General features: G+C 70.0%; 26 protein-coding genes. 18 read left to right on the top strand and 8 right to left on the bottom strand.

Features of this window, described 5'->3' with window-relative positions; translation table 11 throughout:
- Nucleotides 1-47: 47 nt before the first annotated feature.
- Nucleotides 48-1,265 carry a sn-glycerol-3-phosphate ABC transporter ATP-binding protein UgpC gene (gene ugpC / locus AB0B64_RS07980; RefSeq protein WP_357941363.1) on the bottom strand — a complete coding sequence of 406 codons (1,218 nt, stop codon included), beginning with the start codon at nucleotides 1,263-1,265 and terminating at the stop codon, nucleotides 48-50.
- 171 nt (nucleotides 1,266-1,436) lie between these two features.
- On the opposite strand from ugpC, the gene AB0B64_RS07975 reads away from it, so the two are divergent.
- Nucleotides 1,437-2,513, top strand: a complete 1,077-nt coding sequence (locus AB0B64_RS07975; RefSeq protein WP_358175560.1) for a LacI family DNA-binding transcriptional regulator — start codon at nucleotides 1,437-1,439, stop codon at nucleotides 2,511-2,513.
- A 207-nt stretch (nucleotides 2,514-2,720) separates the two neighbouring features.
- Here the strand turns inward: AB0B64_RS07975 and AB0B64_RS07970 are convergent, their stop codons facing one another.
- Nucleotides 2,721-3,206 carry a glutathione peroxidase gene (locus AB0B64_RS07970; protein WP_357941359.1) on the bottom strand — a complete coding sequence of 162 codons (486 nt, stop codon included), beginning with the start codon at nucleotides 3,204-3,206 and terminating at the stop codon, nucleotides 2,721-2,723.
- 187 nt (nucleotides 3,207-3,393) lie between these two features.
- Here AB0B64_RS07970 and AB0B64_RS07965 point away from each other — a divergent pair, with 187 nt between their 5' ends.
- Nucleotides 3,394-3,816 (top strand): transglycosylase SLT domain-containing protein, encoded by a 423-nt coding sequence (locus AB0B64_RS07965; RefSeq protein WP_357941357.1) that lies wholly within the window; start codon nucleotides 3,394-3,396, stop codon nucleotides 3,814-3,816.
- A 339-nt stretch (nucleotides 3,817-4,155) separates the two neighbouring features.
- Nucleotides 4,156-4,728 (top strand): lytic transglycosylase domain-containing protein, encoded by a 573-nt coding sequence (locus AB0B64_RS07960; RefSeq protein ID WP_357941355.1) that lies wholly within the window; start codon nucleotides 4,156-4,158, stop codon nucleotides 4,726-4,728.
- Nucleotides 4,729-4,747: 19 nt separating this feature from the next.
- Here AB0B64_RS07960 and AB0B64_RS07955 read toward each other — a convergent pair whose 3' ends face one another.
- On the bottom strand, nucleotides 4,748-5,398 hold the full coding sequence (locus AB0B64_RS07955; protein ID WP_357941353.1) for a TetR/AcrR family transcriptional regulator C-terminal domain-containing protein: 651 nt from the start codon (nucleotides 5,396-5,398) through the stop codon (nucleotides 4,748-4,750).
- 86 nt (nucleotides 5,399-5,484) lie between these two features.
- Here AB0B64_RS07955 and AB0B64_RS07950 point away from each other — a divergent pair, with 86 nt between their 5' ends.
- From AB0B64_RS07950 to AB0B64_RS07910, 9 genes are all read left to right on the top strand, one after another.
- Nucleotides 5,485-6,597: a ferritin-like domain-containing protein gene (locus AB0B64_RS07950; RefSeq protein WP_357941351.1), complete on the top strand. Its 1,113-nt coding sequence runs from the start codon at nucleotides 5,485-5,487 to the stop codon at nucleotides 6,595-6,597.
- 51 nt (nucleotides 6,598-6,648) lie between these two features.
- Nucleotides 6,649-7,917 (top strand): NAD(P)/FAD-dependent oxidoreductase, encoded by a 1,269-nt coding sequence (locus AB0B64_RS07945; protein ID WP_358175557.1) that lies wholly within the window; start codon nucleotides 6,649-6,651, stop codon nucleotides 7,915-7,917.
- 156 nt (nucleotides 7,918-8,073) lie between these two features.
- Nucleotides 8,074-9,216, top strand: coding sequence for a DegT/DnrJ/EryC1/StrS family aminotransferase (locus AB0B64_RS07940; RefSeq protein ID WP_357941347.1), 1,143 nt, complete (start codon nucleotides 8,074-8,076; stop codon nucleotides 9,214-9,216).
- 164 nt (nucleotides 9,217-9,380) lie between these two features.
- Nucleotides 9,381-10,214, top strand: coding sequence for an STAS domain-containing protein (locus AB0B64_RS07935; protein WP_357941500.1), 834 nt, complete (start codon nucleotides 9,381-9,383; stop codon nucleotides 10,212-10,214).
- Nucleotides 10,214-10,579, top strand: coding sequence for an STAS domain-containing protein (locus tag AB0B64_RS07930; RefSeq protein WP_357941345.1), 366 nt, complete (start codon nucleotides 10,214-10,216; stop codon nucleotides 10,577-10,579). The genes AB0B64_RS07935 and AB0B64_RS07930 overlap by 1 nt, the downstream gene beginning before the upstream one ends.
- Nucleotides 10,576-10,977 (top strand): anti-sigma regulatory factor, encoded by a 402-nt coding sequence (locus AB0B64_RS07925; protein WP_358175554.1) that lies wholly within the window; start codon nucleotides 10,576-10,578, stop codon nucleotides 10,975-10,977. The genes AB0B64_RS07930 and AB0B64_RS07925 overlap by 4 nt, the downstream gene beginning before the upstream one ends.
- 10 nt (nucleotides 10,978-10,987) lie before the next feature.
- Nucleotides 10,988-12,004, top strand: a complete 1,017-nt coding sequence (locus tag AB0B64_RS07920; RefSeq protein ID WP_358175552.1) for an ATP-binding SpoIIE family protein phosphatase — start codon at nucleotides 10,988-10,990, stop codon at nucleotides 12,002-12,004.
- Nucleotides 11,991-13,655 (top strand): ATP-binding protein, encoded by a 1,665-nt coding sequence (locus AB0B64_RS07915; RefSeq protein WP_358175549.1) that lies wholly within the window; start codon nucleotides 11,991-11,993, stop codon nucleotides 13,653-13,655. Before AB0B64_RS07920 ends, AB0B64_RS07915 begins: the two co-directional genes overlap by 14 nt.
- Nucleotides 13,648-15,252: a fused response regulator/phosphatase gene (locus AB0B64_RS07910; RefSeq protein WP_357941337.1), complete on the top strand. Its 1,605-nt coding sequence runs from the start codon at nucleotides 13,648-13,650 to the stop codon at nucleotides 15,250-15,252. The genes AB0B64_RS07915 and AB0B64_RS07910 overlap by 8 nt, the downstream gene beginning before the upstream one ends.
- Nucleotides 15,253-15,262: 10 nt before the next feature.
- On the opposite strand, the gene AB0B64_RS07905 is transcribed toward AB0B64_RS07910, so the two are convergent.
- A complete protein-coding gene (locus AB0B64_RS07905) occupies nucleotides 15,263-16,180 on the bottom strand; it encodes a TetR/AcrR family transcriptional regulator (protein WP_358175546.1) in 918 nt (305 codons plus the stop codon).
- A gap of 66 nt (nucleotides 16,181-16,246) precedes the next feature.
- On the opposite strand from AB0B64_RS07905, the gene AB0B64_RS07900 reads away from it, so the two are divergent.
- Nucleotides 16,247-18,016, top strand: a complete 1,770-nt coding sequence (locus AB0B64_RS07900) for a right-handed parallel beta-helix repeat-containing protein (RefSeq protein ID WP_358175543.1) — start codon at nucleotides 16,247-16,249, stop codon at nucleotides 18,014-18,016.
- Nucleotides 18,017-18,063: 47 nt separating this feature from the next.
- Here the strand turns inward: AB0B64_RS07900 and AB0B64_RS07895 are convergent, their stop codons facing one another.
- Nucleotides 18,064-18,888, bottom strand: coding sequence for a DUF1206 domain-containing protein (locus tag AB0B64_RS07895; RefSeq protein ID WP_358175540.1), 825 nt, complete (start codon nucleotides 18,886-18,888; stop codon nucleotides 18,064-18,066).
- A gap of 135 nt (nucleotides 18,889-19,023) precedes the next feature.
- On the opposite strand from AB0B64_RS07895, the gene AB0B64_RS07890 reads away from it, so the two are divergent.
- Genes AB0B64_RS07890 through AB0B64_RS07880 form a run of 3 tightly spaced genes read left to right on the top strand, consistent with a single transcriptional unit; the run spans nucleotide 19,024 to nucleotide 21,074 of the window.
- Entirely contained in the window at nucleotides 19,024-19,197 is a 174-nt protein-coding gene (locus tag AB0B64_RS07890; RefSeq protein ID WP_357941329.1) for a hypothetical protein, read from the top strand.
- A 28-nt stretch (nucleotides 19,198-19,225) separates the two neighbouring features.
- Nucleotides 19,226-20,353 (top strand): histidine kinase, encoded by a 1,128-nt coding sequence (locus AB0B64_RS07885; protein ID WP_358175537.1) that lies wholly within the window; start codon nucleotides 19,226-19,228, stop codon nucleotides 20,351-20,353.
- A 43-nt stretch (nucleotides 20,354-20,396) separates the two neighbouring features.
- Nucleotides 20,397-21,074 (top strand): response regulator transcription factor, encoded by a 678-nt coding sequence (locus tag AB0B64_RS07880; RefSeq protein ID WP_358175534.1) that lies wholly within the window; start codon nucleotides 20,397-20,399, stop codon nucleotides 21,072-21,074.
- A 133-nt stretch (nucleotides 21,075-21,207) separates the two neighbouring features.
- On the opposite strand, the gene AB0B64_RS07875 is transcribed toward AB0B64_RS07880, so the two are convergent.
- Nucleotides 21,208-21,555 carry a hypothetical protein gene (locus AB0B64_RS07875; RefSeq protein WP_357941323.1) on the bottom strand — a complete coding sequence of 116 codons (348 nt, stop codon included), beginning with the start codon at nucleotides 21,553-21,555 and terminating at the stop codon, nucleotides 21,208-21,210.
- Between the two features lie 249 nt (nucleotides 21,556-21,804).
- Here AB0B64_RS07875 and AB0B64_RS07870 point away from each other — a divergent pair, with 249 nt between their 5' ends.
- Nucleotides 21,805-23,526, top strand: a complete 1,722-nt coding sequence (locus AB0B64_RS07870) for an ABC transporter ATP-binding protein (RefSeq protein WP_357941321.1) — start codon at nucleotides 21,805-21,807, stop codon at nucleotides 23,524-23,526.
- Entirely contained in the window at nucleotides 23,523-25,364 is a 1,842-nt protein-coding gene (locus AB0B64_RS07865; RefSeq protein WP_358175531.1) for an ABC transporter ATP-binding protein, read from the top strand. Before AB0B64_RS07870 ends, AB0B64_RS07865 begins: the two co-directional genes overlap by 4 nt.
- Nucleotides 25,365-25,406: 42 nt before the next feature.
- Here the strand turns inward: AB0B64_RS07865 and AB0B64_RS07860 are convergent, their stop codons facing one another.
- Together AB0B64_RS07860 and AB0B64_RS07855 are read right to left on the bottom strand one after the other, a co-directional pair.
- Nucleotides 25,407-25,853 carry a hypothetical protein gene (locus AB0B64_RS07860; protein ID WP_358175528.1) on the bottom strand — a complete coding sequence of 149 codons (447 nt, stop codon included), beginning with the start codon at nucleotides 25,851-25,853 and terminating at the stop codon, nucleotides 25,407-25,409.
- Between the two features lie 114 nt (nucleotides 25,854-25,967).
- A complete protein-coding gene (locus AB0B64_RS07855) occupies nucleotides 25,968-26,276 on the bottom strand; it encodes a hypothetical protein (RefSeq protein ID WP_358175525.1) in 309 nt (102 codons plus the stop codon).
- Nucleotides 26,277-26,342 lie beyond the last annotated feature (66 nt).

The following is a 26,342-nucleotide window of genomic DNA, read 5'->3' as shown; positions in this document are numbered from 1 at the left end:
CGCCCAGTCCGGTCGTGAGCGGGCTCACGGCCGAGATTCGGTGGAGATCACTTGCCGACGTTCGCCTCGTGGCCGATGGCCAGGCCGGAGGTCGGGTCGAAGAAGTGCAGGTTGTGCGTGTCCAGCACGAGGTCGAGGCTCGAGCCCGGACGGGCGTGGCTGCGGGCGTTCACGCGGGCGGTCCACAGCGACTTGTCGCCCACCAGCGGCAGCGCCGCCTCCTCGTCGTCGCCCGTGTCGGCGGCGGCGACGGTGTCCTTGTGCTCGACCGGCGGGGCGTCGATCAGGAACAGGACGTTGATCTCGGAGCCGAGCTCCTCGGTGACCTCCGCCTTGACGGCCAGCGTGGCCCAGCCGTTGGCGTTCTGGCCGGCGGACGCGGCGTCCTCGAAGTCGGACGGGCGGATGCCGAGGATGACCTGCTTGCCGATGTACTGGTCGAGGCCCGGCTTGTCGCTGAACGTCGACTCCGGGATCTCCAGCTTGATGTCGGCGAACGTGACGGCGGTGCCGCCGTCGCGGACCAGCTCGGCGGTGACGAAGTTCATGGCGGGCGAGCCCATGAAGCCGGCGACGAACAGGTTGACCGGCTTGTCGAACAGGTTCTGCGGCGTGTCGACCTGCTGCAGGATGCCGTCGCGCAGGACGCAGACGCGGTCGCCCAGCGTCATGGCCTCGACCTGGTCGTGCGTGACGTAGACGGTGGTGACGCCGAGGCGCTCGTGCATCTGGTTGAGGGAGGCGCGCATGGAGACACGGAGCTTGGCGTCGAGGTTCGACAGCGGCTCGTCCATGAGGAACGCCTGGGGCTCGCGGACGATGGCGCGGCCCATCGCGACACGCTGGCGCTGACCACCGGACAGGGCGGCCGGCTTGCGCTTGAGGTACGTCTCCAGGCCGAGCATCTTGGCGGCCTCGTTGACGCGCTTCTGGATCTCCGGCTTGGGCATCTTGCGAAGCTTGAGGCCGAAGGCGAGGTTCTCCTCGACCGTCATGTGGGGGTACAGCGCGTAGTTCTGGAAGACCATGGCGATGTCGCGGTCCTTCGGCGGCAGGTGGTTGACCACCTTCTCGCCGATCGCGATCTCGCCACCGCTGATGTCCTCCAAACCGGCGATCATCCGGAGCGCGGTCGACTTACCGCAACCGGATGGGCCGACCAGCACCATGAACTCGCCATCCTTGATCTCAAGGTTGAGCCCGTTCACAGCCTTAACGCCACCGGCGTAGATCTTGTCGACATTGGTCAGAACGATGGATGCCATGACATTCCTTCGCGCTCCCGGGCGGGTGACCCGGATGATGTGCGGGGGGTATCCATTTGCATGGATACGTTTTCAAGCATCTCACCCGAAACGGACATGTGTGTCAAGAGATCAGCGCATGTCAGTGTCCTGGTCTTCCTGCGCGCCGGAAACCATGATGGAATCGTTTCCATGGAATCGAGGCGGGCCACCATCAAGGATGTGGCCGAGGCGGCGGGCGTCGGCGTCGCGACCGTGTCCCGGGTCCTGTCCGGCGGCTCGGCCAGCCCTGAGACAAGGGAACGGGTGCTGGCCATCGCGGCCCACCTCGACTACCGGCCGAGCGCGCTCGGCCGCAACCTCCGCCAGCGGCGCACGGGCGGCATGGGGCTGTTCGTACCCGACCTCACGGACACCTTCTACGGCCAGCTGGCCGAGGGCGTGCTGGCCTGCGCGCGCTCGGCGGGCGAGCCGGTCGTGCTCGGCTCGACGGGCGACGATCCCGAGCAGGAGGCCGAACTGGTCGGCATGCTGCTGGAGCAGAGCGTGGACCGGGTGATCGCGGTCCCGTCGGGCGGCGCCGAGACGTGGGCCCCGGCGATCAAGGCGGGCATGACGGTGGTCTTCGCCGACCGGTTGCCGTCCGACGCGGCGTCTGATGTGCCGTCCGACAGGGACTCCGCGTCGCGTGGTGTCACCGACCTCATGCTGCTGGACGGCCTGCCGCCCGCCTCGCGGGCCCGGCCGCTGGACGTTCCCGCCGTACTGGCGGACGACCGGGCCGGCATCCGTACGGCGGTGCGCTACCTGAGAGGGCTCGGCCACCGGCGCATCGCCTTCCTCGGCGGCCCGGGGCACGGCAGGCGGGTGACGGCCTTCCGCGAGGCGGTCGGCGCGCCCGTGGACGAGGACCTGGTCGTGTTCGCCACGGGCAGCCGCGACTCGGCCTACGCGGCCGCGTCCGGGCTGTTCCAGAGCCGCCCCGACCTGACGGCCGTGGTGACCGGCGGCAACGTCCTGGGCGAAGCGGCCGTCCTGGCGGCCAGGGAGCTGGACCTGCGGGTGCCACGGGACGTGTCGCTGGTGATGTACGACGACGTCCCGTGGGCCGAACTGTGCTCCCCACCACTGACCGTGATCGCCCAACCGGGCCGCGACATCGGCTACCGAGCGGCGGAGCTGGTGCTGCGAGCGGGAAGCCGCCGACCCCGGAGCGTACTGCTCCCAACGGAACTCATCGTCCGAGGCAGCTGCGGCCCTCGCCACTGACCCCCAAACGTCCGCAGCGGCCGGGGCCACGCCACTGGCCACCCCCGCCGACCGACTGCCGCCACCCCCTGGCACGGCGTCCACGCACGTTCGCCGGGCATCCGTCCTTCCCCTCCCCCGAAGGGGGCATCTCTCCCAAGGGACACCAGCCACCACGGACCGTCACAGGGAGCGAGGCGGTCGCGTGACGGGCCATCCGGGGAACCCTCAGACCACCTTCTCGATCGCCGCGATGACCGCCGGGTCGTCCGGGGTGGTCCTCGGACGGAAGCGAGCGACCACAGCCCCCTCGCGGTCGACGAGGAACTTCTCGAAGTTCCACTGGATGTCGCCGCCCGTCCCCTCCGCGTCGGGCGTCTCCACGAGCGCCTCGTAGAGCGGGTGCCGGCCGGGCCCGTTCACCTCGGCCTTCTCCAGCAGCGGGAAGTCCACGCCGTACGTGGTGGCGCAGAACTCCTGGATCTCCTCGGCCGAGCCGGGCTCCTGGCCCATGAACTGGTTGCACGGCATGCCGATCACGCTGAACCCGCGCTCGCCGTACTGCCGCTGCAGCTCGACGAGGCCGGTGTACTGCGGGGTCAGGCCGCACTTGGAGGCCACGTTCACGATGAGCACGGCCTTGTCGCCGACGAGCTCGGCGAGCGTGGTGGGGGCGTCCGCGAGGGTGCGGACAGGAATGTCACGAAGACTCATGAGCCGACCCTACAGAACGCCCCGTCTCCCGGTTTGTGATGCACTCCACATTTTCCCGACATTTCCCCTGAACAGCCCTAAAGAGTGATCTTTGCCAACGATCTACCTTTTCATGGTCAATTCGCGGTAAATCGGGCGGATAGGGCAGGGTGGCGCGGTCCCCCGAACCCATCGAAAGGGAACCCGCATGCCCATGCTCCGCCGTACGAGCGCCTTGATCCTGTCCGCCACGTTCGTGGTGGCAGGCGGCGCGACGGCCGCACAGGCGCAGAGCTCCCAGGCAAGCTCCGAAACAAGCACGCAACGCGCCATCAGCAAGAACAAGACCATCGCCAAGCACATGGTCGCCAAGCGCGGCTGGACCAAGGCCCAGTACCGCTGCCTGGTGCGCCTCTGGTCGCGAGAAAGCGGCTGGAACCACCGGGCCGGCAACGGCTCGGGCGCCTACGGCATCCCGCAGGCGCTGCCCGGCCACAAGATGGCCACCAAGGGCCGCGACTGGCGCACCAACCCGCGCACGCAGATCGCGTGGGGCCTCGGCTACATCAAGCAGAGGTACGGCTCCCCGTGCCGCGCGTGGGCGCACTTCCAGTCCCGCCACTGGTACTGATCCGCCGCCCCCTGCCTGTCCCTGTTTTCACGAAAGGCCAGGTCAACGCGCGAGCGGGCCGCGCCATGGCGGCCCTGCGAGCAGGCTAAATATCTCTAGCGATCACGCCATCGTCTTCCCAAAGCCAATCACCGAGAGTGATTGACAGTGACTGTGCGTAATAGAAACCGGGCTAGAGAAACGTCGTGGAGCCCTCCGGGCCGCCCAGCACCATGGGGCGTCAACGGAAGCCCGGGGGGCCGCGCGGACCCTCCTCGTCCGAGCCACGGACGCGGACCGGCAAGGGCGCCGGGGAAGCAAGAGCGCCTGTCCGCACGCGACCTGGCAGCAAGGATCGACATGGACAGCAACCGCGCCCTGCGCTACACGTTCATCACTCTGACCACGCTCACGGCCGTCACCGGCAGTTCAACCCTCGTCTGGGCCGAGGCCGGACCGCGAACCGCACAGCCACGAACAGCCCAACCAAGAGCAGCACAACCGCGAGCGACCGCACCGCGGATACCCGAGCCCCGGATCATCGAGGGCTCATGGCACGCCCCCGTGATCAAGACCCGTTCCTGGACCACCTCCGCGCGGCCGAAGATCAAGATCAAGGCCAAAGCGCCGAAGAGCCGGAACAAGGGCATCGCGCTGAACCAGGTCGTCCAGCGAGCCTGGTCCTACCAGGAGTTCCAGTGCCTGGACAACCTCTGGACCAGAGAGAGCAACTGGAACCACCACGCGTACAACAGCTCCTCAGGCGCCTATGGCATCCCGCAGGCGCTCCCCGGAGGAAAGATGCGGGGAGCGGGCGAGGACTGGAAGTCCAACCCTGAGACGCAGATCCGCTGGGGCCTGGGTTACATCAAGGGCAGATACGGCAAACCGTGCGGCGCCTGGGGCCACTTCAGAGCGCACAACTGGTACTAGAGCAGGAGGGCATCCGGGATCACCGGGTGCCCTCCCTCTTGCGCTTCGGCAGCACCGCGATCGCCTGGATCAGCAGCTCGACGCCGAAGTCGAAGTCGGCGTCGTGGTCGCAGCTGGACAGCAGCGGAGCCAGCCCGTTCACCTCGGGGAACAGGGTGGGATCGACGTCGTCCGGGTTGACCATCTGCCCGCGCGGCGGGGCGAACGTGGGCGTGACCCCGACCTCGCGCAGCAGGGAGCCCACGATGTAGGCGATGAACATCCGCAGCACCCGCACCGCGTCCGGCCCGTCGAACCCCGCGCTGCGCAGCGTGGCGAGGGCCCGCTCGACCGGCAGCAGCCCGGCGTTGGAGTGGAGCTGGCGGCTGACGACGAGCATCGTGCAGCGCGGGTGGCCGTGCGCGATCTGGCGGAAGGCGCGGGCCTGCATCCGCACCCGGTCGGTCCAGTGGGCGTCGGGGTCGTCGGTGAACTCGATCTGGCTGAGCACCGCCTCGGCGACGCCGTTGAGCAGGGCGTCCTTGTTCGGCACGTGGTTGTAGAGCGACATCACACCGACGCCGAGGTCCGCGGCGATGCGTCGCATGGACACCGCGTCGGCCCCCTCGCGCTCGATGAGGTCGATCGCCGCGGCGACGATGCGGGTCCGCGAGAGAGGCTCGGTGGGCATAGCTCATTCTATTGACGTACGTACGCCGTACGTGCAAGCCTCGACAGTGGACGTACGGTGTACGTAGCCCCCCTGCGGAGGACCCCATGTCGACGCACGATCTCTACACCATCCCGGCCGAGCTCTCCACGTGGGACGTGGAGATGTCCGGTGCCAGCAGGTTTACGTGGGAGTACGACGACGGCAGGGATCGGATGCTGGCCCTGTACCAAAAGGGCAAGGACAAGCAGTGGGACTCCACCAAGCGCATCGACTGGGATCTCGAGGTCGACCCGTACAACGTGCTCGGCATCCCGGACCAGACGATCGCCATCTACGACACGCCGCTCTGGCACCGGATGGACGAGAAGCAGCGCCAGGACGTCCGCCTGCACGGCGCGGCCTGGCAGTTCTCGCAGTTCCTGCACGGTGAGCAGGGCGCGATGATCTGCTCGGCCAAGATCGTGGAGTCGGTCCCGGATCTCGACTCCAAGTTCTACGCCGCCACCCAGACCATGGACGAGGCCCGGCACGCCGAGACGTACGCCCGATTCCTGCAGGAGAAGGTGGGCCTGGCCTACCCCATCAACGAGCACCTCAAGTCGCTGCTCGACTCGACGCTCAGCGACTCGCGGTGGGACATGCCCTACCTGGGGATGCAGGTGCTGATCGAGGGCCTGGCGCTGGCGGCGTTCGGCGTCATGCGCGACATCACCACCAAGCCGCTGCCCAAGCAGATCCTCGCGTACGTCATGCAGGACGAGGCCAGGCACGTGGCGTTCGGCCGGATGGCGCTGCGCGACTTCTACGGGAACTTAACCGAGGCCGAGCGGCGCGAGCGCGAGGACTTCGTCATCGAGGGCTGCTACCTGATGCGCGACCGGCTCAGGGGCCGGGAGACCTGGGAGAACCTGGGCCTGTCGAAGGCGGAGGTCGAAGAGGCCGAGGTGGCCACGGAGCACTCGGAGTATCTGCGGCTGTTCCGATCGCTGCTGTTCAGCCGGATCGTGCCGTGCGTGAAGGACATCGGGCTGTGGAGCCCGCGGTTGCAGCAGGCGTACGCCGACATGGGCGTGCTGGAGATGGCCGGCCAGTCGCTCGACGCGCTGATGCGGCAGGACGAGGACATCGCCGACAAGCTCGACGAGGCCCGCTTCGCCGAGGAGGAGGCCGAGCGGCACGCCGAGGTCGCCGAGACCATCGAGATGGGCGCCAACTGAGAGAGCTCCGGCGAGTGGTTTAAGAGTTGCCTCCTGTGCCATATGCACCCTATGAGCATCCGCCGGAGGGGGCACCTCGCCATGGTCCAGGAACCAGCACGGTCCACCAGGCCGCATGTCGTCGTCGTGGGCGCGGGCTTCGCCGGGCTGAACGCCACCAGGGTGCTGGCCCGCGGTGGCGTGCGCGTCACGCTCGTCGACCGCCACCCCTACTCCACCTTCCAGCCGCTGCTCTACCAGGTGGCGACGGCCGGGCTCGCCGCCGGGGACATCACCTACCCGACGCGGGCGTTCGCCGCCAAGTATCGGCGGGCGCGGGCCCGGCGGGGCGCGCTGACGAAGCTGCACCCGGCCGAGCGGCGGGTGGAGTTCGACGACGGCACCTCGCTCGACTACGACTACCTCGTGCTCACCACCGGCGTGACCACCAACTGGTACGGCATCGAGGGCGCGCGGGACAACGGCTACCCGATCTATTCGGTCCAGGACTCGATCGTGCTGCGCAAACGGCTGCAGACCCTCCTGGAGCAGGTCGCGGGCGGCAAGCGCGAGAGCGCGCACGCCGTGGTGGTCGGCGCGGGCGCGACCGGGGTGGAGATCGCGGGCACGATGGCCGAGCTGCGCCAGCGGACGCTCCCGGTGACCTATCCGGAGATCAAACCCGATCAGACGAGTGTCACCCTGGTCGAGCGCTTCGATTACGTGCTCTCGCCGTACAAGCCGCGGCTGCGCGACGCGGCCGCGAACGCGCTGCGCAGGCGCGGCGTGCGCCTGCGGCTCGGCAGCACGGTGGCCTCGGTCGAGCCCGACGCGGTCGTGCTGAGCGACGGCACCCGGCTGCCGAGCGACGTCACCGTGTGGGCGCTGGGCGTCGCCGCGCCCGCCGAGGTGTCGAACCTGGGCCTGCCGCAGGGCAAGGGCGGCCGGATCGAGGTCACCCAGGCGCTCAACGTCGCGGCGTACCCGGAGATCTTCGTCGCCGGCGACCTGGCCGGGCCGCCCAATCCGCTGCCGCAGCTGGCCCAGCCCGCCATCCAGATGGGCGAGCACGTGGGCAAGCAGATCCTGGCGCTGGCCCATGGCCGTCCCGCGGCGCCCTTCTCCTACAGCGATCCCGGCATCATGGCCACGGTCGGCCGGGGCTCGGCCGTGCTGCAGCTGTCCAACGGCATGACCATGCACGGCCCGCTCGCCTGGCTGGCCTGGATCGGGCTGCACCTGACCTACCTGCTGGGCGGACGCAACCGGCTGAGCGTCCTGGTCAGCTTCTTGGCGCGGTACGCGGGGCCGCGCCGCAGCGCGGCCACTGTCGTCGAATAGCGGATATCACTTCGTTACGCCCGTTAAGCCCTATCGAGGCTCTGCTGCTATAAATCTGCAAAGTGATCAAGACCAGGGAGGGGAGCATTTGGACCGGTCCTTCCTGCACGGTCTGGCCGAACGGATGCTGAAACACCGCGTCCGGCGAGGTCGCCGATGAGCCCGCTGGAAGACCTCATGCGGCACCGGGTCGGCCAGGACTGCCTGCATGTGCCGTCGGCCCGCTTCGGCCTGCTGCTGGCGTTACGCCACTGGTTCGACCCCGGCGACCGGGTGCTGATCGCGCCGACCACCTCAGAGGCCGTGCTGTTCATGGTGCTGGCCGCCGACCTGGAGCCGGTGATGGCGCCGGTGTCGTGGCGCGACGGCAACATCGACGCGCCGCGCGTCAACTGGAGCGGCCTGGCCGGCGTCATCACTACCCACCTGTACGGCCAGCCGGACCGGATAAGGGATCTGATCACGCAGTGCGAGCGGCGCGGCCTCGTCCTCATCGACGACGCCGCCCACGCCTTCCAGACGATGGTCGGCGGGCGCCTGGCCGGCACGTTCGGCCAGGCCGGTGTGTACAGCCTGGCCAAGCACGGCCGAGCGTCCGGCGGCTTCCTGACCACGCCCAACCCCGGCGCGCTGGCGGCGCTGGCCGAGGCGAGAGACGCGTTGCTGCTGCCCGGCGAGCCGCGCGACCAGCTGGCGGCCGTGGTGCAGCCGATGCTCCGCGAGACCCTCCACCGCACCGGCGCGGTCCGGCTGATGTGGCACCTGTCGCGCCAACTCGGGATCGTCAAGTGGAGCGGGCACCGCCCCGCGCCCCATGAGGACGCCCTCATGGCCGTCAGGGGCAACCTGTCGGCCATGGACCCGTGGCTGGGGATCGACCACGACGGCTGGCGGATGCGCCCGGGGCCCGCGCTCTGCCGCTACCAGCGCGCGCGCCTGCGGGCGATCGACCGCGAGCGGGAGCTCCGCCTGGCCGGGGTCGAGGTGCTGCGCAGGACCCCGTGGGTGGCGGCGGGCGTCCGCGAATCCCCCGTACGTCCGCTCCTGCGGGTGCCGCTGCTGGTCGAGAACCGCGACGAGATCGTCGCCGGGCTGGAGCGGCTCGGCGTGGTGCCCGGTTTCGTCTACGATCCGCCGCTGGACGACTATCTGCCGATGATCCAGCAGGGGCCCACACCCGAGATCGCCCGCTGGTGGACCGGCCACGTGCTGCCGGTGGATCCGCTCGACGCCCCGCGCATGGTACGGCTGCTGACCAGGCTGGGTGCCCGCCCGGCGGAGGGCGCCGGATTCGCCTGATCCGCCGGGGATCACTATCTGGCAAAGCAGGACTTATCCCTTTATATCGTCAGATAAGGTCGTTCAACGCATGAAGCGGGCTATCTCGCTAACCGCCCGCCGAAGCGGAACAGTGTCGTTAGCATCCCCGGCAATGCCGGTGAAATTTCCTCCCAGGGGTGACCTTGACCGTCGATGCCGATGTCGCCAGGCGACGTATCGAAGAGCTGCTCCGCGAGAACGAGACGCAGATCCTGCACCGGTGGACGCTGATCTCCAAGGCGTCGAGCGAGGAGCTGAACGACATCTACCGGGCGCTGCTCGCCTCCCTCGAACAGGGCGGCGACCTCGCCGACATGCGCGGCCTGCTCGCCGAGTTGTCACGTTCCCGGGCCCGCCAGGGCTTCACCCCGGCGGACACCGCCAGGGCCGTCTTCGGCCTGAAGGAGGCGATGTACGAGGCCGTCGAGAGCGACGGCGGCGCCGAGGCGCTGCGCGGCTTCATCTGGTTCTCCAGGCTCGTCGACGACCTCGGCCTGTTCACCTTCGAGACGTACACGACGGCCCGCGAGCGGATCATCCTCGACCAGGCCGAGCAACTGCTGGAGCTGTCGACACCGGTCGTCAAGCTGTGGGAGGGCATCGTCGCGGTGCCCCTGGTCGGCACGCTCGACTCCGCCAGGACCCAGGTCGTGATGGAGAAGCTGCTGCAGACGCTGGTCGACACGGGCGCCGAGCACGCGGTGATCGACATCACCGGCGTCCCGGCCGTCGACACCCAGGTCGCCCAGCACCTGCTGAAGGCCGTCGTCGCCGCCCGGCTGATGGGCGCCGAGTGCGTCATCTCCGGCATCCGCCCGCAGATCGCGCACACCATCGTCACGCTCGGCATCGAGTTCGGCGACATCGTGACCAAGGCCTCGCTGGCCGACGCGCTGGCCCACGCGCTCAGGCGCAGCGGCATCGAGGTGATCGCACCGAAGCCGACCCGCCTCGCGGTGCGGACGGAGAACGTCTGATGGACCGGGTGCCCATTCTCAAGCTCGGCGACATCCTGATCATCTCCATCCAGATCGACCTGGACGACCAGAGCGTGCTCGCCCTGCAGGAGGACCTGGCCGACGCCGTGGTGACCCACGGAGCGCGCGGCGTCATCATCGACATCACCGCGGTGGAGATCGTCGACTCCTTCATCGGCAGGATGCTGGCCACCATCGCCGCCACGTCGCGGCTGCTCGACGCCCAGACCGTGGTCGTCGGCATGCGGCCGGCCGTCGCGATCACCCTGGTCGAGCTCGGCCTGTCGCTGGGCGGCGTACGCACCGCACTCAACCTGGAGAAGGGAATCGCGCTGCTCGACCATGTGAGAGGCGCGACACCGTGACCAGCGGCTGGGAACTGCCCATCGCCAACAACTCCGACGTCGTGCTGGTCCGCCAGCGGGTCCGGAGTGTCGCGGTCGAGGTGGGACTGTCCCTCATCGACCAGACCAAGGTGGTGACCGCGGCCAGCGAACTGGCCCGCAACGCCCTGGTGTACGGCGGCGGCGGCCTGGCCCGCATCGAGATCGTCGAGAACGGGACGCGCCGCGGCCTTAAACTCACCTTCAGCGACGAGGGGCCGGGGATTCCCGACATCGAGCAGGCACTCACCGACGGCTGGACCACCGGCACCGGGCTGGGGCTGGGCCTGAGCGGATCACGACGGCTGGTCGACGAGTTCGACCTGGTCTCGGCTCCCGGCAAGGGCACGACGGCGACAGTGACGAAATGGGCTCGATGACATGGTGCCGGTGAGCTACACACGTGACGACACCTGGGTGCGAGCGGACAACTCCAGCGCGGTGGGCGCCGTACGCCGGATGGCCGTCGAGCTCGCCGAGGCCGCCGGGTTCGACGGCGAGCGTACGGGGCAGACGGCGGTCGCGGTCACCGAGGCCGTCTCCAACCTGGTCAAGCACGCGGTGGAGGGCGTCGTCATGGTCCGTTCCCAGCCCGGGGACCCGGCCATCGTGGAGCTGATCGCCATCGACAAGGGACCGGGCATGCCCGACATCGCCCGCGCCCTGCGCGACGGCTACTCCACCTCCGGCACCCTCGGCATCGGAATGGGGGCGATGGCCCGCATCTCCTCCTGGTACGACGTCCATTCCCTGCCCGGCAAGGGCACCGTCCTGGTCATGCGCTTCGCCGCCACCGGCGCGCCCACCTCGGCGCCGTACGCCAGCGGCCTGCGCCGCCCCATCGGTGAGGAGGCGGTCTGCGGCGACTCCTTCGCGATCGCCGCCACAGGTGACGGCGGCACGCCCGAGACGACGATCCTGCTGTGCGACGGCCTGGGCCACGGCGAGCCGGCCGCCCAGGCGTCCAGGGCGGCGGTGGAGCTGTTCCTGCGGGCGGCGGACGAAGAGCCGCTGGCGACACTCGAACGCCTGCATCGGGGCCTCGTCCATACCCGGGGAGGCGCGGTCGCGGTGGCCCGCGTCAGGGCCGCCACGGTCTCCTACGCCGGGCTGGGCAACATCTCCGGCTGGATCGTCGACGCCGACGGCCGCCGGGGGATGATCTCGGTGCCCGGCATCGCCGGACACCAGGCCCGGCAGCTGCGCCAGTACGAGTTCGAGCTCCCCGAGCACGCCACCGTGGTGCTGCACTCCGACGGTCTGACCGAGCGGTGGAACCCCTCCGCCATGCCGGGCCTGTTCGCCCGCTCCCCCGCGGTCATCGCCGCCGGGCTGCTGCGGGAGGCGGGCAGCCGCCGGGACGACGCCTGCGTGGTGACCGTGAGGCCCAGCGATGACCGCGACTGAGCTGGCCAGGACTGCGCTCGAACACGACCATGACGTCTTCGTGGTGCGCCGCCTGGGCAAGGCCGTCGCCGAGCTGGCCGGTCTGGAGGCACAGGACCAGGTCAGGGTGGCGACCGCGCTGAGCGAGGTCTGCCGGGAACTCCTCGGCACCGGGGCGGCCGTCGTCTTCTCGCTCGAGAAAGGGAAACTGCTCATCACCATGGATCACGCAATGGGCGCGGATTTCGCCCGATCCGAGGGGTTGGCACTGGCCGGCCGCCTGGTCGACGTGGTCACCCTTGACGCCGAACACGGTCGCGTCACCATAGCCAAGCGGCTGCCACCCCACTCCCCACGGCTCCCGATCGACGAGATCCGCGAGCGCCTGGCCGGGATGGCGCCGGTCAGCGCTCTCGAAGAGCTGCGCCAGCAGAACAAGGAGCTCGCCGCGACCCTGGAGGACGTCCTGCAGCTCAACGCCGAGCTGCAGGAGACCAACACCGGGGTGCTGGCCCTGTACAACCAGCTGTCGGCCGAGCTGGAGGAGACCAACCGCGGCGTGGTCGCCCTGTACGGGGAGCTGGACGAGAAGTCCTCCCAGCTCCGCGAGGCGGCCGAGGCCAGGAACCGGTTCTGGGCGACGGTCAGCCACGAGCTGCGCACCCCGCTCAACTCCATCATCGGCCTGGTCAGGCTGATGGTCGGGCCCGGCAGCGAGCCGCTCAGCGAGGAGCAGTCACGTCAGGTGCGCTTCATCGGCGACTCGGCGGAGACGCTGCTGGAGCAGGTCGGCGAGCTGCTCGACATGGCCAAGGCCGAGTCCGGGCGGCTCGACCCCCAGTCGTCGGTCGTCCACCTGCCCACGCTGGCCGAGCACCTGCGCCTGACGATGCAGCCCACCAGCGAGCCCGGCGACGTCACGCTGCGCGTCGACATCGCCCCCGAGGTCACCGACGTCTACACCGACGAGGGGATGCTGATCCGCGTCCTGCGCAACCTGCTGTCCAATGCCCTGAAGTTCACCCAGAAGGGCGAGGTACGGCTGAGCGCGCACGCCGACGCGGCCACCGACGAGGTGGTCATCACGGTCACCGACACGGGCATCGGCATACCCCAGGAGTACCTGGCGAGCGTGTTCGAGGAGTTCTTCCAGGTGCCGAGCGCGCTCCAGGTCAAGGTCAAGGGCACCGGGCTCGGCCTGCCGTACGCCCGCCGGCTCACCGAGGCGCTGGGCGGCACGCTGGAGCTGGCGAGCGACGTCGGGCGGGGCACCACGGTGACGATGCGGCTGCCGCACCACGACGGCACGCCCGAGATCGCACGGGTGCTGGTCGCCGACGACGACGAGGCGTTCCGCGCCGCCGCCCGCAGGATGCTGTACGGCTTCGCCGTCGAGGTGGAGGAGGCGGCGGACGGCGTCGCCGCGCTGGAGATGATGACCGCGCGCCCGCCGGATGTGCTCCTGCTGGACATGCTGATGCCGCGGCTGGACGGCACCGCGCTGCTGCAGCGCATGGCCGAGGACCAGGCCCTGGAGCGGGTCGGCGTCGTGGTGGTGACGATCCGGCCCGACGCCGCGCCGTCCGGCCACCCGGTGCTGTCCAAGCAGGGGCTGCGCCGCGATCAGCTGCTCCAGGCCATCCGGGGCGCGGCGGGGACGGATCATGACTGAGCACGTGGCCGGGGCGGTGATCGAGCCCGCCGGCGGCGCCGCGACGGTGCTCGTGGTCGACGACACGCCGACCAAGCGCTACATCCTGTCGAGCTGGCTGCGCAGGGCGGGCCACATCGTGGTCGAGGCGGCCGGCGGCGAGGAGGCGCTGGCCATGCTCGCCACGAACCGCCCCGACCTGGTCGTGCTCGACGTACGGCTGCCCGACATCGGTGGCTTCGAGGTGTGCGAGCGGATCAAGGCGAACCCGGCGACGACCTCGATCCCGGTCATCCAGGTGTCGGGCAACGCCATCACCTCGGCCGACCGTACGGAAGGGCTCGAACGCGGCGCCGACGCCTACCTGTCGGAGCCGATCGAGCCGGCCGAGTTCGCCGCGACGGTTGAGGCGACGCTGCGCTACTACCGCGCCAGGCGGCGAGCGGAGCTGATGGCCGAGCGCCTGGCCAAACTGGCCGACGTCACGCTGCGGATGAACGGCGCCGACTCCTTCGACCGGCTGCTGGCCGTGGCCGTGGAAGGCACGGTCGGCGTGCTGGGCCGCCACGCGGGCGCGCTGGCGCTGCCGCCCGACGGCCGGATGCGCCGCTTCCGCGCCCGGCCCGGCGAGACGGCCAGCAGCAGGTCCGCCGCTCCCCAGCTGCTGGACCGGCTCAGCGCGATGTCGCTGGGCGAGCCGGCGGGCGCCAAGGTCTTCACCGTGGAGGCCGCCGAGTGGCTCACGCTGGTGAGCGACGTACAACTCAACGCGCCGGTGACGGGCGTGCTGTGCCGTACCAAGAGGGGCCAGCCACCCGTCTACCTGGGGCTGGAGGCCGACCCTCCGCTGGACGCCGACGAGCTGAACGTGCTGCGGCAGCTCGGCCAAGGGCTGGCCCTGGCCGTCGACGCGCTGCGCGTCTACACCGAGGAACACACGATCTCGCTGACCCTGCAGCGCAGCCTCCTGCCGACGCGCATCCCTGAGGTGCCGGGGCTGAAGGTGACCTTCCGCTACCAGCCGGCCGTGGACAACATCGAGGTCGGCGGCGACTTCTACGAGGTGCTGCGGGTCGGCGACCGGGTGCTGGTGGCGATCGGCGACGTGGCCGGCCACTCGCTGCACGCGGCGACCATCATGGCCGAGCTGCGGCACGCGCTGCGCGCCTCGCTGATCGACTCGGTCGACCTGAGCGCCTCGATGGACCTGCTCAACAAGGTCCTGCGCCGCTATCACCCCGGCATGACGGCCACGGTCTGCCTGCTGCTCATCGACCCGGAGAGCGGCGAGGTCGAGATGGCCAACGCAGGGCACATCCCGCCGATGCTGGCCGGACCCGGTGCCCACTACCTGGGGCTGGGCAACCTGCTGCTGGGTGTGGCGCACGAGGAGTACAAGGTGAACCGGCTGGAGCTGCCCGCGGGCGCCACGATGCTGCTGTTCACCGACGGGCTGGTGGAGGACCGCGGCATCCTGCTCGACGACAGCCTGGAGCAGGCCAGGCAGGTGGCCGAGACGGTCGAGGACGACCTGGAGGAGTTCTGCGACCGGCTGCTGGCCGCGTTCGGCTCGCGGGAGGACGACGTGGCCATCGTGGCGATCCGCCGCGGCGCCTGACGCCGATGGGTCAGCCGGATTTGCGCTTGCGGTAGGCGCGCTGCTGGCAGGCCCGGGAGCAGTACGCGCGCGGACGTCCCGACGCGGCCCGCTCAACCGGCGCACCACAAATCTGACAAGTTTCATCACGCGTTTCATCACGCTCTTGGACCAGCATCTCGATGCCGTCCAGCACCCGGCGCAGGCCGAACTCGAACGGGTCCTCCGGCTCGTCGTAACCGCCCTCCTCCCACAGACGCGTGAGGGTCGGGTAGCGCTCGAGCCGCGCGTAGAGCGTGTCGCGGGAGCCCCACCACTCCTCCTCGCTCACCCCGCTGAGGCGCTCGGTACGCGCCACCTCCGCCAGCCGCAGGGCCTCGGAGTCGACGAACCGGGCGACGAGCCCGACGACGGCGATCATCTCGGCCGGCGTGAGACCGGTGCCGGAGACCGCGCTCAGCATGTACTCGTAGTGGGCGACCGCGTTGGGCCCCGGCACCCGGCGAGTGCCCCGCACCTCGGCCAGCCAGGGATGCCGTTCGCGCAGCCGCCACCCTTCACGCGCACACGCCTCCAGCCGCGCCCGCCACCCGCCGGCCTCCTCGGCGCCCGCGCCCCGCACCTGGCCATCCGCCTTCTCGGCGCCCGCGCGCCGCCCTTGGCCGCCCCTCTCGGAGGGGACCGCGCCCGGTGAGCCCATGACGGCGTCGCGCATGAGGTCGAGCAGGTGATCGCGGCTGGGCACGTGACGGTAGAGCGACATCGTGGTGAACCCGAGCCGGTCCGCGACCTTGCGCATCGACAGCCCTTCGAGCCCCTCGGCGTCCGCCAGCTCGATCGCCGTCCGGACGATCCGGCTCAGACTCAGCCCTGGTCGCGGCTCGACGTCACCCTCTCGCCACAGCAGTTCCACCCCGTCGTCGGGATCTCCCGCGCCGCCTCTCGCCATGGACACCTCCCTTGTTTATGGTGTAGTACCTCGCGTACACCATAAACTACAAAGGGGCGGTACATCATGACCGAGTTCCACGTCGATCCCTCGGGCGACGACTCCTGGCCCGGCACCGCGGAGCGCCCGTTCGCCGGCCTGCACCGCGCCCGCGACGCGGTACGAGACCTCATACGGGATCCCGCCGGGACCGCGACCGGAGATGTCGTCGTCCAGTTGCGGGCCGGCACCCACGTGCTCACCGCGCCGTTCGAGCTCACCGAGGCCGACTCCGGCCGTGACGGTCACCGGATCGTCTACCAGGCCCACGGCTACGGAACCGCCGGCCAGGAGGAGGTCGTCGTCAGCGGCGGTCGCGAGATCACCGGCTGGCGGATCGAGGACGGCGTGTGGCTGGCCGACGTGGGCGACCTGGACACGCGCCAGCTGTACGTGGACGGCCGCCGGGTCGAACGCGCCGCCATAGACGGCCTGCCGGGCACCGTGACCATGACGGAGACCGGCTACGAGAGCGACAGCGCGGCTCCGCGAGCCTGGCACAACCCCGCCGACGTCGAGTTCGTCTACCGCGGCGTCTACCCATGGACCGAGGCCCGCTGCGGCGTCGCCGCGGTCACCACCAGGACGGACAGTGGCGGAGCGACCGTGATCACCATGGCTCAGCCCGGCTTCGGGTGGGCCCTCGACCTCTACAACTCCGCGTGGGAAGGCAACATCAACCGCGGCCCCGGCCTGCCCACCCGGGTCGAGAACGACGTCACCTTCCTCACCGAGCCCGGCACCTTCGTCCTGGACCGCTCGCGGCCCGGCCACCACGTCCTCCGCTACCTTCCCCTCACGGGTGAGGCGCCGGACCGTACGCGCGTGGTCGCCCCGGTTCTCGAGACGCTGCTGCGGGCCACCGGCACGAGCGGGGTGTCCTTCCGCGGCCTGGTCTTCGCCGACGCCACCTGGCTGCGGCCCGGCCGTGCGGAGGGCTTCCTGCACTACCACGGCAGCGGCTACTACGAGGGCGGCCCCGTCGACAAGGTGGAGCTCGTCGAAGGGCAGGCGTGGGTGACGGTGCCGCGCGAGTCGGCCAGGATCCCCGCGTGCGTGGTGATCGAGGACGGTGTACGCGTGGCGGTCGAGCACTGCCGTTTCACCCGCATGGGCGCCGCGGGCCTGGAGCTGACCGGCGGCACGGACGTCAGCGTGCGCGGGTGCGACTTCGACACGCTCTCGGCCGGCGCCGTCTCCGTCACCGGCGCCGCGAATCCCCTGGTCGAGGACAACTGGATCCATCACACCGGCCTGGAGTTCACCGGCTCCCCAGGCATCGCGGTGCTGGGCACCAAGGGCTGCACGGTCGCCCACAACCAGGTCGAGGAGGTGCCCCACTGCGGCATCGTGGCCGGGCCCGCCGAGGGCACCCGCATCCTGCGTAACCTCACCGTCGGCACCATGGGGGTACTGGCCGACGGCGGCGGCGTCTACCTTTCGGGGCCGCAGGGCGACTCGCACGAGAACGGCGCGGTGATCCGGGGCAACGTCATCAAGGACACGCGCACGCCGTACAACTTCGCTCTCTACACCGACTACGGCGCCGCCTGGGTGACCGTGGAGGAGAACGTGGTCGCACGCGCCGACAACACCGCCGTCCTGCAGGTGACGCCGCCGCTGGACAACGTGATCTACCGGGGCAACTTCTGGGACGCCGACCCGGTCGGGGTGGACGACGTGCCGGCGGGCGTCACGTACGAGGACAACACCACGCTCCCCGACGAGGAGAAGCTGACCGCCGCCACAGCCGCCATCCAACGGGACGCCGGCCTGCTCAACCCCCGCTCCCGCTGAACGCGAGCACATGAACGCCGGACGCCCGTGAACGCTGGACGCGGGCGTCAGCGGACGCGGCGCCAGCGTGACTCTCCGAAGCAATAACCCGCGAACAGCAGCAACCCCAAGGCGACCACCACGAGCAGCCAGGGCCCCACGGGCGTCGCGGCGAGGGCTCTGAGCGTCGCGTCCAGCCCGCCCGCCTTGTCCGGGTCGTATGTGATCGCCGCCTCGACGACGAAGACCCCGGCCAGGCCGGCGATGACCCCGCGGGCGACGTACCCGGCGAGGCCGAGCTTGTCCATCGCCGAGCGGGCCCGCGGGGACATCTGGCCGAGGTTCAGCTCGTCCCGGAACCTCTTGGTGACGCCCTGGTGCCCCCAGCGGACGCCGAGCGCGACGAGGCCCAGTCCGATCGCGCCCACGATGAACGGCCCGCCCGGCAGGCCGAGCAGCGCCTCCGTCGCGTCCCGCGACTTCTCGTCGTCAGAGGTGGCCTTCCCGGCTCGCAGCACGCTCAGCAAGGTGCCGCAGATCAGCGCGTACACGCCGGTCCGGCCGACCGTCTCCAGCCGGTCCGCCACGCCGAGCCCGCCGAACAGCGCCTCCGACAACTGCCAGAGCGTCAGCGCGACGAACCCCGCCACCATCACCCACAACACCACCTCCCCGAACGGCAACCGCGCCACGGTCGAGATCGCGCCCGCCTTGTCCGCCTCCCGTCCCCCTCCTTCGCCCAGCGCGATCCGCACGGCCACCACCCCGATCAGCGCGTACAGCACTCCCCGGCAGGCCAGCCCGACCCTGGCGAGCCGGTTCATCGCCGGATGCGCGGTCGCCTTCCTGGCGGCGGCCCGAGCCTGCCGCCCCGCCTTGTCCGTTGCGGTCACCGTCTCCTCCTTTGCGCAAGGACCCTGCCAAGTGCCCTGACGGCGGCCGTCTAGGCGCTCCACCCCGCTTCTCCACCCGTATCTCCACCATCTGGCGGTGCCGCTCCACCCGCCCCGATCCGTAGTTTCGCGGTCATGGACAGAAACGAACTGCTCAGGTTCGCAGCCGACAAAGCGCAGGAATCGCTCAAGGGAGGCAAGATGCACGGCAAGACGTGGGTCGGGATCGCGGTGGTGGCCGGTGTGGTGCTGGTGGGGTTCATCGCCTACCGGCTTCTTCTCATCGAGCTCATCACCCGCCTGCGCTGACCAGCCCGTACCTGGTGGAATCAAGCGCATGGAACAGAAGCGGTCGCTGCCGGACACCATCGCACCGGGCTGGCTGGTGGTGCAGGTGTTCGGCACGCTGTTCGTCATCATCACCCTGGTCACCGCGCGGGAGAGCGCGCTGTGGATCTGGGCGCTGTACGGGGTCAGCGCCGCGTGCTGGCTGCTGTTCGTGGCGCTCGACCGGTCCCGGCCACGGCTCACGGCCGGGCTGCTGGCCGCGGCGACGCTGCTGCCCGCCGTGGCGCTCGGAGCCGCCGAGGACAGTACGGCGCTGCTCCTCACGGCGATCATCCTCGGCCGGTTCGCCGCGCTCGCCACCCCGTCCGTGGCCGCCATCGTGGGCGTCGGCGCGGGGACGATGGCGCTGGCCATACTGACTTGGCCGATCTCCGGGGAAACACCCGTCGGCGCGTTCGGGCAGGCGCTGGTACTGCTGGCGATCACGCTGGTCGGCGTCAATCACCGACAGCACGTCGTACGACGGGAGCAGGCCGAACGGCTCCTGGAGCAGACCCGGCTCGCGCAGGCCGAGCAGGCGCGAGCCGCCGCGCTGGACGAGCGCACCAGGATCGCCCGCGAGATCCACGACGTGCTCGCGCACTCGCTGGGCGCGCTGGGCGTGCAGCTGGAGCTGGCCGAGGCGCTGCTCGCGGAGAAGAACGACGTGACCGGCGCGCTGGCGACGGTGCGGCGCTCGCGCGGGCTGGCCGCGGACGGTCTGGCGGAGGCCCGCGCCGCGGTGGCCGCGCTGCGCCAGGACATCCCCTCGCTGGCCGACGCGCTCGCCACACTGGCCGAGGTGCACCGGCGCGACCACCGGTCCCCGGTGGACTTCCGCGCGGACGGGATCCCCCGTGGGCTGTCGTCGGCGGCCACCGTCTCGCTGGTCGGGACCGCGCGGGAGGCGCTGACGAACGCGGCCAAGCACGCGCCGGACGCGCCCGTGTCGATGACGCTCGACTTCACCGCCGATGTGGTGCGATTGCGGGTACGCAACCCGCTGCCCGCCGAAGTCCCGGCGAAGGGCGGGTTCGGATTGACGGGCATGCGCGAACGGCTCGCACTGGCCGGCGGCACACTCGACTCCGGCTACGAAGAGGGGATTTGGCAAGTGACCGCGGAAGTGCCGGAGTGAGCAGAGCGGTGGGTGTGGAGCGATCGATCGTGGAGGTGCGGAAGTGATCAGAGTGGTCGTGGTGGACGACCAGCAGGTCATGCGCGAGGGCCTGGCCGCCCTGCTCGGCCTGGTCGAGGACATCGAGGTCCTGGGTACGGCCGGAGACGGCCGCCAGGCCCTCGACCTGCTGGCCGCCAACGCTGCGGCCATCGCGAACGGCACGGACGGCGCCCACCCCGCGGACGTCGTACTGATGGACCTGAGGATGCCCGTGATGGACGGCGTCGAGGCGACCGGCCGGATCGTCGGCGAGCATCCCGGCATCGCGGTCATCGTGCTCACCACCTACACCGACGACGAGTCGATCGCCGGCGCGCTCCGGGCGGGCGCGCGCGGCTACCTGACCAAGGACGCGGGCCGCGCCGAGATAGCGGCGGCGCTGCGCTCGGCCGTCGCGGGCCAGTCGACTTTCGCCGCCAAGGTGTCGGACCGGCTGGTGGAGGCGATGCACTGCGCGCCGCGCCCCAGAACCCGGCAACTGCCCGACGGCCTGACCGCCCGCGAGGCCGAGGTGCTGGGCCTGATCGCGAGCGGCCTGAGCAACCCGGAGATCGCCGAGGCATTGTTCATCGGCGAGGCCACGGTCAAGACGCACATCAACAACACGTTCACCAAGATCGGCGCCCGCAACCGCGTCGAGGCCACCCACTACGCGACCCGCCACGGGTTAACGGGCTGAGCAGGACAAGTGGGTCGCCAGGAGTACAGGAGGCGGCTTCTGGTGGTGTCGTGGAAGCCGAGGCCGCGATACAGCCACGCCAGGTCCGCCCGGTACGGCCAGGCGCCCCATACGACCCGGTAGCTGTCCTCCGTCACCCGTGAGGGGTGGAAGGCGGCCCGATGCGCGGCGACGCGGCCGGGCACGTCGGCGTCGCGGCGAACCAGTCCAGCACCTCATCAACGAGACCGTGCCCGTCGTACGCTGGATCGACCGCCAGGTTGAGGTGGTCGGGCAGCTCGATCCAGCCCCACGCCACGACCCGCTCCCCCACCCGCCACAGCCGCGTCGGCCACTCCGGCTCCCTGCCGGTGTGCTGGAAGCGGCCCCAGGCCAGATCGCCGACGTGCCAGCGGGCGGCCGGCGACCACAGGCGGCTGCTCAGCTCCTGCATCGCCCGCAGATCCGCCTCGCCCGCGTAGTCGCTCACCGAAGCTTTCATGCGGGGCAGTCAACTCCATCGGCGGCTCGCGCCGCATCCGGATATATCACCTCATGGGTCTCGGACCAGGGCACTCAATGGGCTGGGCGGATGCAAAACTGTTCCGCTTTGGCCGCAGGGAGCAGGCGGTGGGCGCCAGAAAATCGGTTGATCCAACGTATTAGCCTGGATGGGATGCCTCCCGATACGCGTTCTCCTCGCCGTCCCCTGCCCATCTTCACCTCTCTCTCCTCCAATGCCCTGTGGCGGATGAAGCCCTATCTCCGCCCCTATGTCACCAGGTTGGTCTTCATCTGGCTGGCCGCGATCATCGGCATCGGGGCGAGCATCGCCCTGCCTCTCGTCGGCAAAGAGGTCGTCGACGGTCCCGTGCTCCACGGCGACTCCGGCGCCCTGCTCCCCCTCGGCCTCGTCGCTCTGGGCGTGGGCGTGCTCGAAGCGTTCCTGATCTTCTTCAGGCGCTGGACGCAGACCGGCCCGGTCCTCGGGCTGGAGACCCAGATCCGCGACGACCTCTACGCGCACCTGCAGCGCCTGCCGATGGGCTTCCACGGCGACTGGCAGTCGGGCCAGCTGCTGTCGCGGGCCACCACCGACCTGTCGACGATCCGCCGCTTCCTCGGCTTCGGCATGCTCTTCCTGGTCATGAACATCCTGCAGCTGACCACCGTGACGGTGCTGCTGCTCAACATGTACTGGCCGCTCGGGCTGCTGGTGGCCGCGTCGGCGGTGCCGATCATCCTGGTGTCCCTGAGCTTCGAGAAGAAGTACATCAGGATCTCCCGCCAGGTGCAGGACGAGCAGGGAGACCTCGCCACGGTCGTCGAGGAGTCGGCGATCGGCATCCGGACGATCAAGGCGTTCGGCCGCCGTCACCACGTGTTCGACCAGTTCGACGACTCGGCGCGCAAGGTCTACGGCACCTCGATGGACAAGGTGCGGCTGTCGGCCCGCTTCTTCACCTTCCTCGAGGTGATCCCCAACTTCACCCTCGCCCTGGTCCTGCTGCTCGGCGCGCTGGCCGTCGGCGGCGGCTCGCTGACGCTGGGCACGCTGGTCGCCTTCACCACGCTGATGCTGCAGCTGGTCTGGCCGGTCGCCAGCCTCGGCTACATCCTGGCGATGGCCCAGGAGGCGATGACCTCCGCCGACCGGGTCATGGAGGTCATGGACACGGTCCCGGCCATCGAGGGCGGTTCCGGGTCGATCGAGCGGCCGCGCGGCCACCTCCGCTTCGAGGGGGTGGAGTTCCGCTTCCCCGACTCCGACCAGCCGGTGCTGCGTGACGTGTGGCTCGAGGTACGCCCGGGCGAGACGGTGGCCATCGTCGGCGCCACCGGCTCGGGCAAGACGACGATGACCTCGCTCGTACCCCGGCTCATCGACCCCACCGCGGGCCGGGTGACGATCGACGGCCACGACGTACGCGACCTGTCGCTGCCCGCGCTGCGCGAGGTGGTGGCCACGGCGTTCGAGGAGCCGACGCTGTTCTCGATGAGCGTGCGCGAGAACCTCACGCTCGGCCGCCAGGACGCCACCGAGGAGGAGCTCGACGAGGCCATCCGCACCGCCCAGGCCATGTTCGTGTACGACCTGCCGTGGGGCCTCGACACCCGGATCGGCGAGCAGGGCATGTCCCTGTCCGGCGGCCAGCGGCAGCGCCTCGCTCTGGCGCGGGCCGTACTGAGCAGGCCACGGATCCTGGTCCTCGACGACACGCTGTCCGCGCTCGACGTCGAGACCGAGGCGCTGGTGGAGGAGGCGCTGCGCCACGTGCTGCGCGAGGCGACCGGCATCGTGGTCGCCCACCGCGCCTCCACGGTCCTGCTGGCCGACAAGGTGGCGCTGCTCAGAGACGGCACGATCACGCACGTCGGACGGCATCACGACCTGCTGGACGAGGTGCCCGAATACCGCGAGCTGCTCGCCCAGGACGCCGACTTCGACCCTTCGGAAGGAGCCCTGCGATGACGACCACCACGACGACGTCGAGCGCGGCCGACTGGCGGGGTGTCGCCTCCGAGAACCAGGACGACCTGTCCGAGACTGTGACGGTGTTACTTCGGGAGCGCTCCCGAAGGCTGCTCGGCGACCTGCTCACGCCGCACCGCCAGGCGATCGCGCTGCTCACCGGGATCATCATCGTGTCCAACCTGGCGGGCCTGGCGATCCCCTACCTGGTGAAGGTGGGCATCGACGCGGGCATCCCGCCGATGCTCAAGGGCACCGGCCCAGGCACGCTGCTGACCGTCGTCGGCGTCATCCTGGCGGCGGCGGTGACGCAGGCCCTCACCCGGCAGGTGTTCCTGCAGATGGCGGGCCGCATCGGCCAGAACATCCTGCTGGAGCTGCGCAGGCGGGTCTTCGACCACTTCCAGCGGCTGTCGCTGAGCTTCCACGAGAAGTACACCTCCGGCCGCGTCATCTCCCGGCTCACCTCCGACATCGACGCCATCGCCGAACTACTGCAGTCGGGCTTCGACGGCCTGGTCACCGCCGTGCTCACCATGTTCGGCACGGCCGCGCTGCTGCTGGTGCTCGACGTCCACCTGGGCCTGGTGGCGCTGATCCCGCTGCCGTTGCTGCTGCTGTTCACCCGGTGGTTCCGGCGCCAGTCGGCGATCGTCTACCGGCGTACCAGGGAGACGGTGGCGCTGGTCATCGTGCACTTCGTGGAGTCGATGACCGGCATCCGCGCCGTGCAGGCGTTCCGCCGGGAGCCGCGCAACCAGGAGATCTTCAAGCAGCTCAACGACGACTACCGTGGCGCCAACGCCAGCAGCATGCACCTCATCGCGGTGTTCATGCCCGGCATCAAGCTGATCGGCAACGTGACCGTGGCGGTCGTGCTGGTCTACGGCGGCTGGCTGGCGCTCCACGGCGAGGTCACGGTCGGTGTGCTGGCGGCGTTCCTGCTCTACCTGCGCCAGTTCTACGAGCCGATGCAGGAGATCAGCCAGTTCTACAACACGCTCCAGTCGGCGGGCGCCGCGCTGGAGAAGCTGTCGGGCGTGCTGGAGGAGGAGCCGGCCGTACCGGAGCCGCGCGAGCCGGCGGCGCTGCCCAAGGCCCGCGGCAAGGTCAGGTTCGAGAGCGTCAGGTTCGCCTACGTCGAGGACCGGCCGATCCTGCCGGGGCTGGACCTGACGATTCCGGCGGGGCAGAGCGTCGCGCTGGTCGGCTCGACGGGCGCGGGCAAGACGACGCTGGCCAAGCTGATCTCCCGCTTCTACGACCCGACCGCGGGCCGCGTCCTGCTCGACGGCGTCGATCTGCGCACGCTCGACGAGCCCACGCTGCGCAAGGCCGTGGTCATGGTGACGCAGGAGAACTTCCTGTTCAGCGGTACGGTCGCCGACAACATCAGGTTCGGCCGCCCCGGCGCGTCCGACCGTGAGGTACGCGAGGCCGCCAAGGCGATCGGCGCGCACGAGTTCATCTCCGCGCTGCCCAACGGCTACGACACCGAGGTGGGCAAGCGGGGCGGGCGCATGTCGGCCGGTCAGCGTCAGCTGGTGGCCTTCGCCAGGGCGTTCCTGGCCGATCCGGCGGTGCTCATCCTCGACGAGGCGACCTCCAGCCTCGACGTGCCGAGCGAGCGGCTGGTGCAGCGGGCGCTGCGCACGATCCTGGCCGACCGCACGGCGCTGATCATCGCGCACCGGCTGTCGACCGTGGAGATCGCCGACCGGGTGCTGGTCATGGAGAGTGGCGAGATCGTCGAGGACGGCCCGCCGGACCGCCTCATCGCCGCCTCCGGCCGCTTCGCCGGCCTGCACCAGGCCTGGCTGGACAGCCTCAGCAGCTGACGACAGGACAGTGGGGTGCAGTGCACCCCACTGTCCTTGTCGTCAGTGCGGGTGCACCACGCGCGTCATGTTCTCGTACAGCTCGTAGCCGACGAACAACGCCACGGGCAGGCCGACCGCCAGCAGAAGCCGGCCGGGGAGGGGTGCCCGTGTCATGGGCACCCGCCTCGCCGCCGCCGCGGACCCGGCGGACACGGCGGGCGCCTCCACCACGGGCTCCGGCACCGGCACCGGCACCGGCACCGGCACCAGCTCAGGGTGGCGTGACAGATATCCCGTCGGGAACGACGTGACGTGGTACGCCCCGCAGCCCGGACAGGACATGCCTGACCAGGGCGGTTGCACGGTCACGCCGCCCCGCAGCCAGATCGTCACCTCGTTGCCGTAGTCGTCCATGAGATGCCTGACGACGTACTCCTCTTCCCAGACATGTAAACAGCGCATGCACTCGAAAGGCCATGTCTCCTGGGTGTTGAACCCATCGCGCACCAGGACCACCCCCGGTCACGTGCCACCATCCGATTAGAGTGTCCACCCCGCCCCGTCACCCGACAAGACGGCACTATGACACTCAGGGCTATGAAATGCTCACCTACTGTCAGGTTAGAGCGGGTAAACCCGCCTCTGAACCGGACTGAGGAGCGGTGTCGCGTCGGGCGTTACCGGCTCGGCCGGTGGCCTCAGCTCGGGATGCCGGCTGAGATAGCCCTCCGGGAACATGATCGCCTGCTGGCAGCCGCAGTTGGGACAGATGGCGCCCGACGAAGGCGGTGGGACCGGCACACCGGAGCGCAACCAGATCTCGCGCTCGTTGCCGTGACGATCGTCGAAGCGCCTGACGAGGTATTCCTCTTCCCACACATGCCAGCACCCGCGGCACTCGAATGGCAGGATCTTGAGCTCTTCTTCCATGAGTCACCCCCTCCTTCGAGTGTCGTCCTATTTGTCGCGAACTGGCAACCGCCCCCGATGACAGCC

This window comes from Nonomuraea sp. NPDC049129, from assembly GCF_040648495.1.
Lineage (GTDB): Bacteria > Actinomycetota > Actinomycetes > Streptosporangiales > Streptosporangiaceae > Nonomuraea.
This window is presented reverse-complemented; position numbering and strand designations above follow the sequence as displayed.

Excerpts from the sequence above, each read along its gene's own strand:
- AB0B64_RS07965 (WP_357941357.1), top strand. The coding sequence starts at position 3,394 with ATGCCCATGCTCCGCCGTACGAGCGCCTTGATCCTGTCCGCCACGTTC.
- AB0B64_RS07910 (WP_357941337.1), top strand. The coding sequence starts at position 13,648 with ATGACTGAGCACGTGGCCGGGGCGGTGATCGAGCCCGCCGGCGGCGCC.
- AB0B64_RS07875 (WP_357941323.1), bottom strand. The coding sequence starts at position 21,555 with ATGAAAGCTTCGGTGAGCGACTACGCGGGCGAGGCGGATCTGCGGGCG.
- AB0B64_RS07945 (WP_358175557.1), top strand. The coding sequence starts at position 6,649 with ATGAGCATCCGCCGGAGGGGGCACCTCGCCATGGTCCAGGAACCAGCA.
- AB0B64_RS07930 (WP_357941345.1), top strand. The coding sequence starts at position 10,214 with ATGGACCGGGTGCCCATTCTCAAGCTCGGCGACATCCTGATCATCTCC.
- AB0B64_RS07915 (WP_358175549.1), top strand. The coding sequence starts at position 11,991 with ATGACCGCGACTGAGCTGGCCAGGACTGCGCTCGAACACGACCATGAC.
- AB0B64_RS07855 (WP_358175525.1), bottom strand. The coding sequence starts at position 26,276 with ATGGAAGAAGAGCTCAAGATCCTGCCATTCGAGTGCCGCGGGTGCTGG.
- AB0B64_RS07885 (WP_358175537.1), top strand. The coding sequence starts at position 19,226 with ATGGAACAGAAGCGGTCGCTGCCGGACACCATCGCACCGGGCTGGCTG.
- AB0B64_RS07940 (WP_357941347.1), top strand. The coding sequence starts at position 8,074 with ATGAGCCCGCTGGAAGACCTCATGCGGCACCGGGTCGGCCAGGACTGC.
- AB0B64_RS07890 (WP_357941329.1), top strand. The coding sequence starts at position 19,024 with ATGGACAGAAACGAACTGCTCAGGTTCGCAGCCGACAAAGCGCAGGAA.
- AB0B64_RS07960 (WP_357941355.1), top strand. The coding sequence starts at position 4,156 with ATGGACAGCAACCGCGCCCTGCGCTACACGTTCATCACTCTGACCACG.
- AB0B64_RS07905 (WP_358175546.1), bottom strand. The coding sequence starts at position 16,180 with ATGGCGAGAGGCGGCGCGGGAGATCCCGACGACGGGGTGGAACTGCTG.
- AB0B64_RS07870 (WP_357941321.1), top strand. The coding sequence starts at position 21,805 with ATGAAGCCCTATCTCCGCCCCTATGTCACCAGGTTGGTCTTCATCTGG.
- AB0B64_RS07865 (WP_358175531.1), top strand. The coding sequence starts at position 23,523 with ATGACGACCACCACGACGACGTCGAGCGCGGCCGACTGGCGGGGTGTC.
- AB0B64_RS07970 (WP_357941359.1), bottom strand. The coding sequence starts at position 3,206 with ATGAGTCTTCGTGACATTCCTGTCCGCACCCTCGCGGACGCCCCCACC.
- AB0B64_RS07900 (WP_358175543.1), top strand. The coding sequence starts at position 16,247 with ATGACCGAGTTCCACGTCGATCCCTCGGGCGACGACTCCTGGCCCGGC.
- AB0B64_RS07950 (WP_357941351.1), top strand. The coding sequence starts at position 5,485 with ATGTCGACGCACGATCTCTACACCATCCCGGCCGAGCTCTCCACGTGG.
- AB0B64_RS07975 (WP_358175560.1), top strand. The coding sequence starts at position 1,437 with ATGGAATCGAGGCGGGCCACCATCAAGGATGTGGCCGAGGCGGCGGGC.
- AB0B64_RS07955 (WP_357941353.1), bottom strand. The coding sequence starts at position 5,398 with ATGCCCACCGAGCCTCTCTCGCGGACCCGCATCGTCGCCGCGGCGATC.
- ugpC (WP_357941363.1), bottom strand. The coding sequence starts at position 1,265 with ATGGCATCCATCGTTCTGACCAATGTCGACAAGATCTACGCCGGTGGC.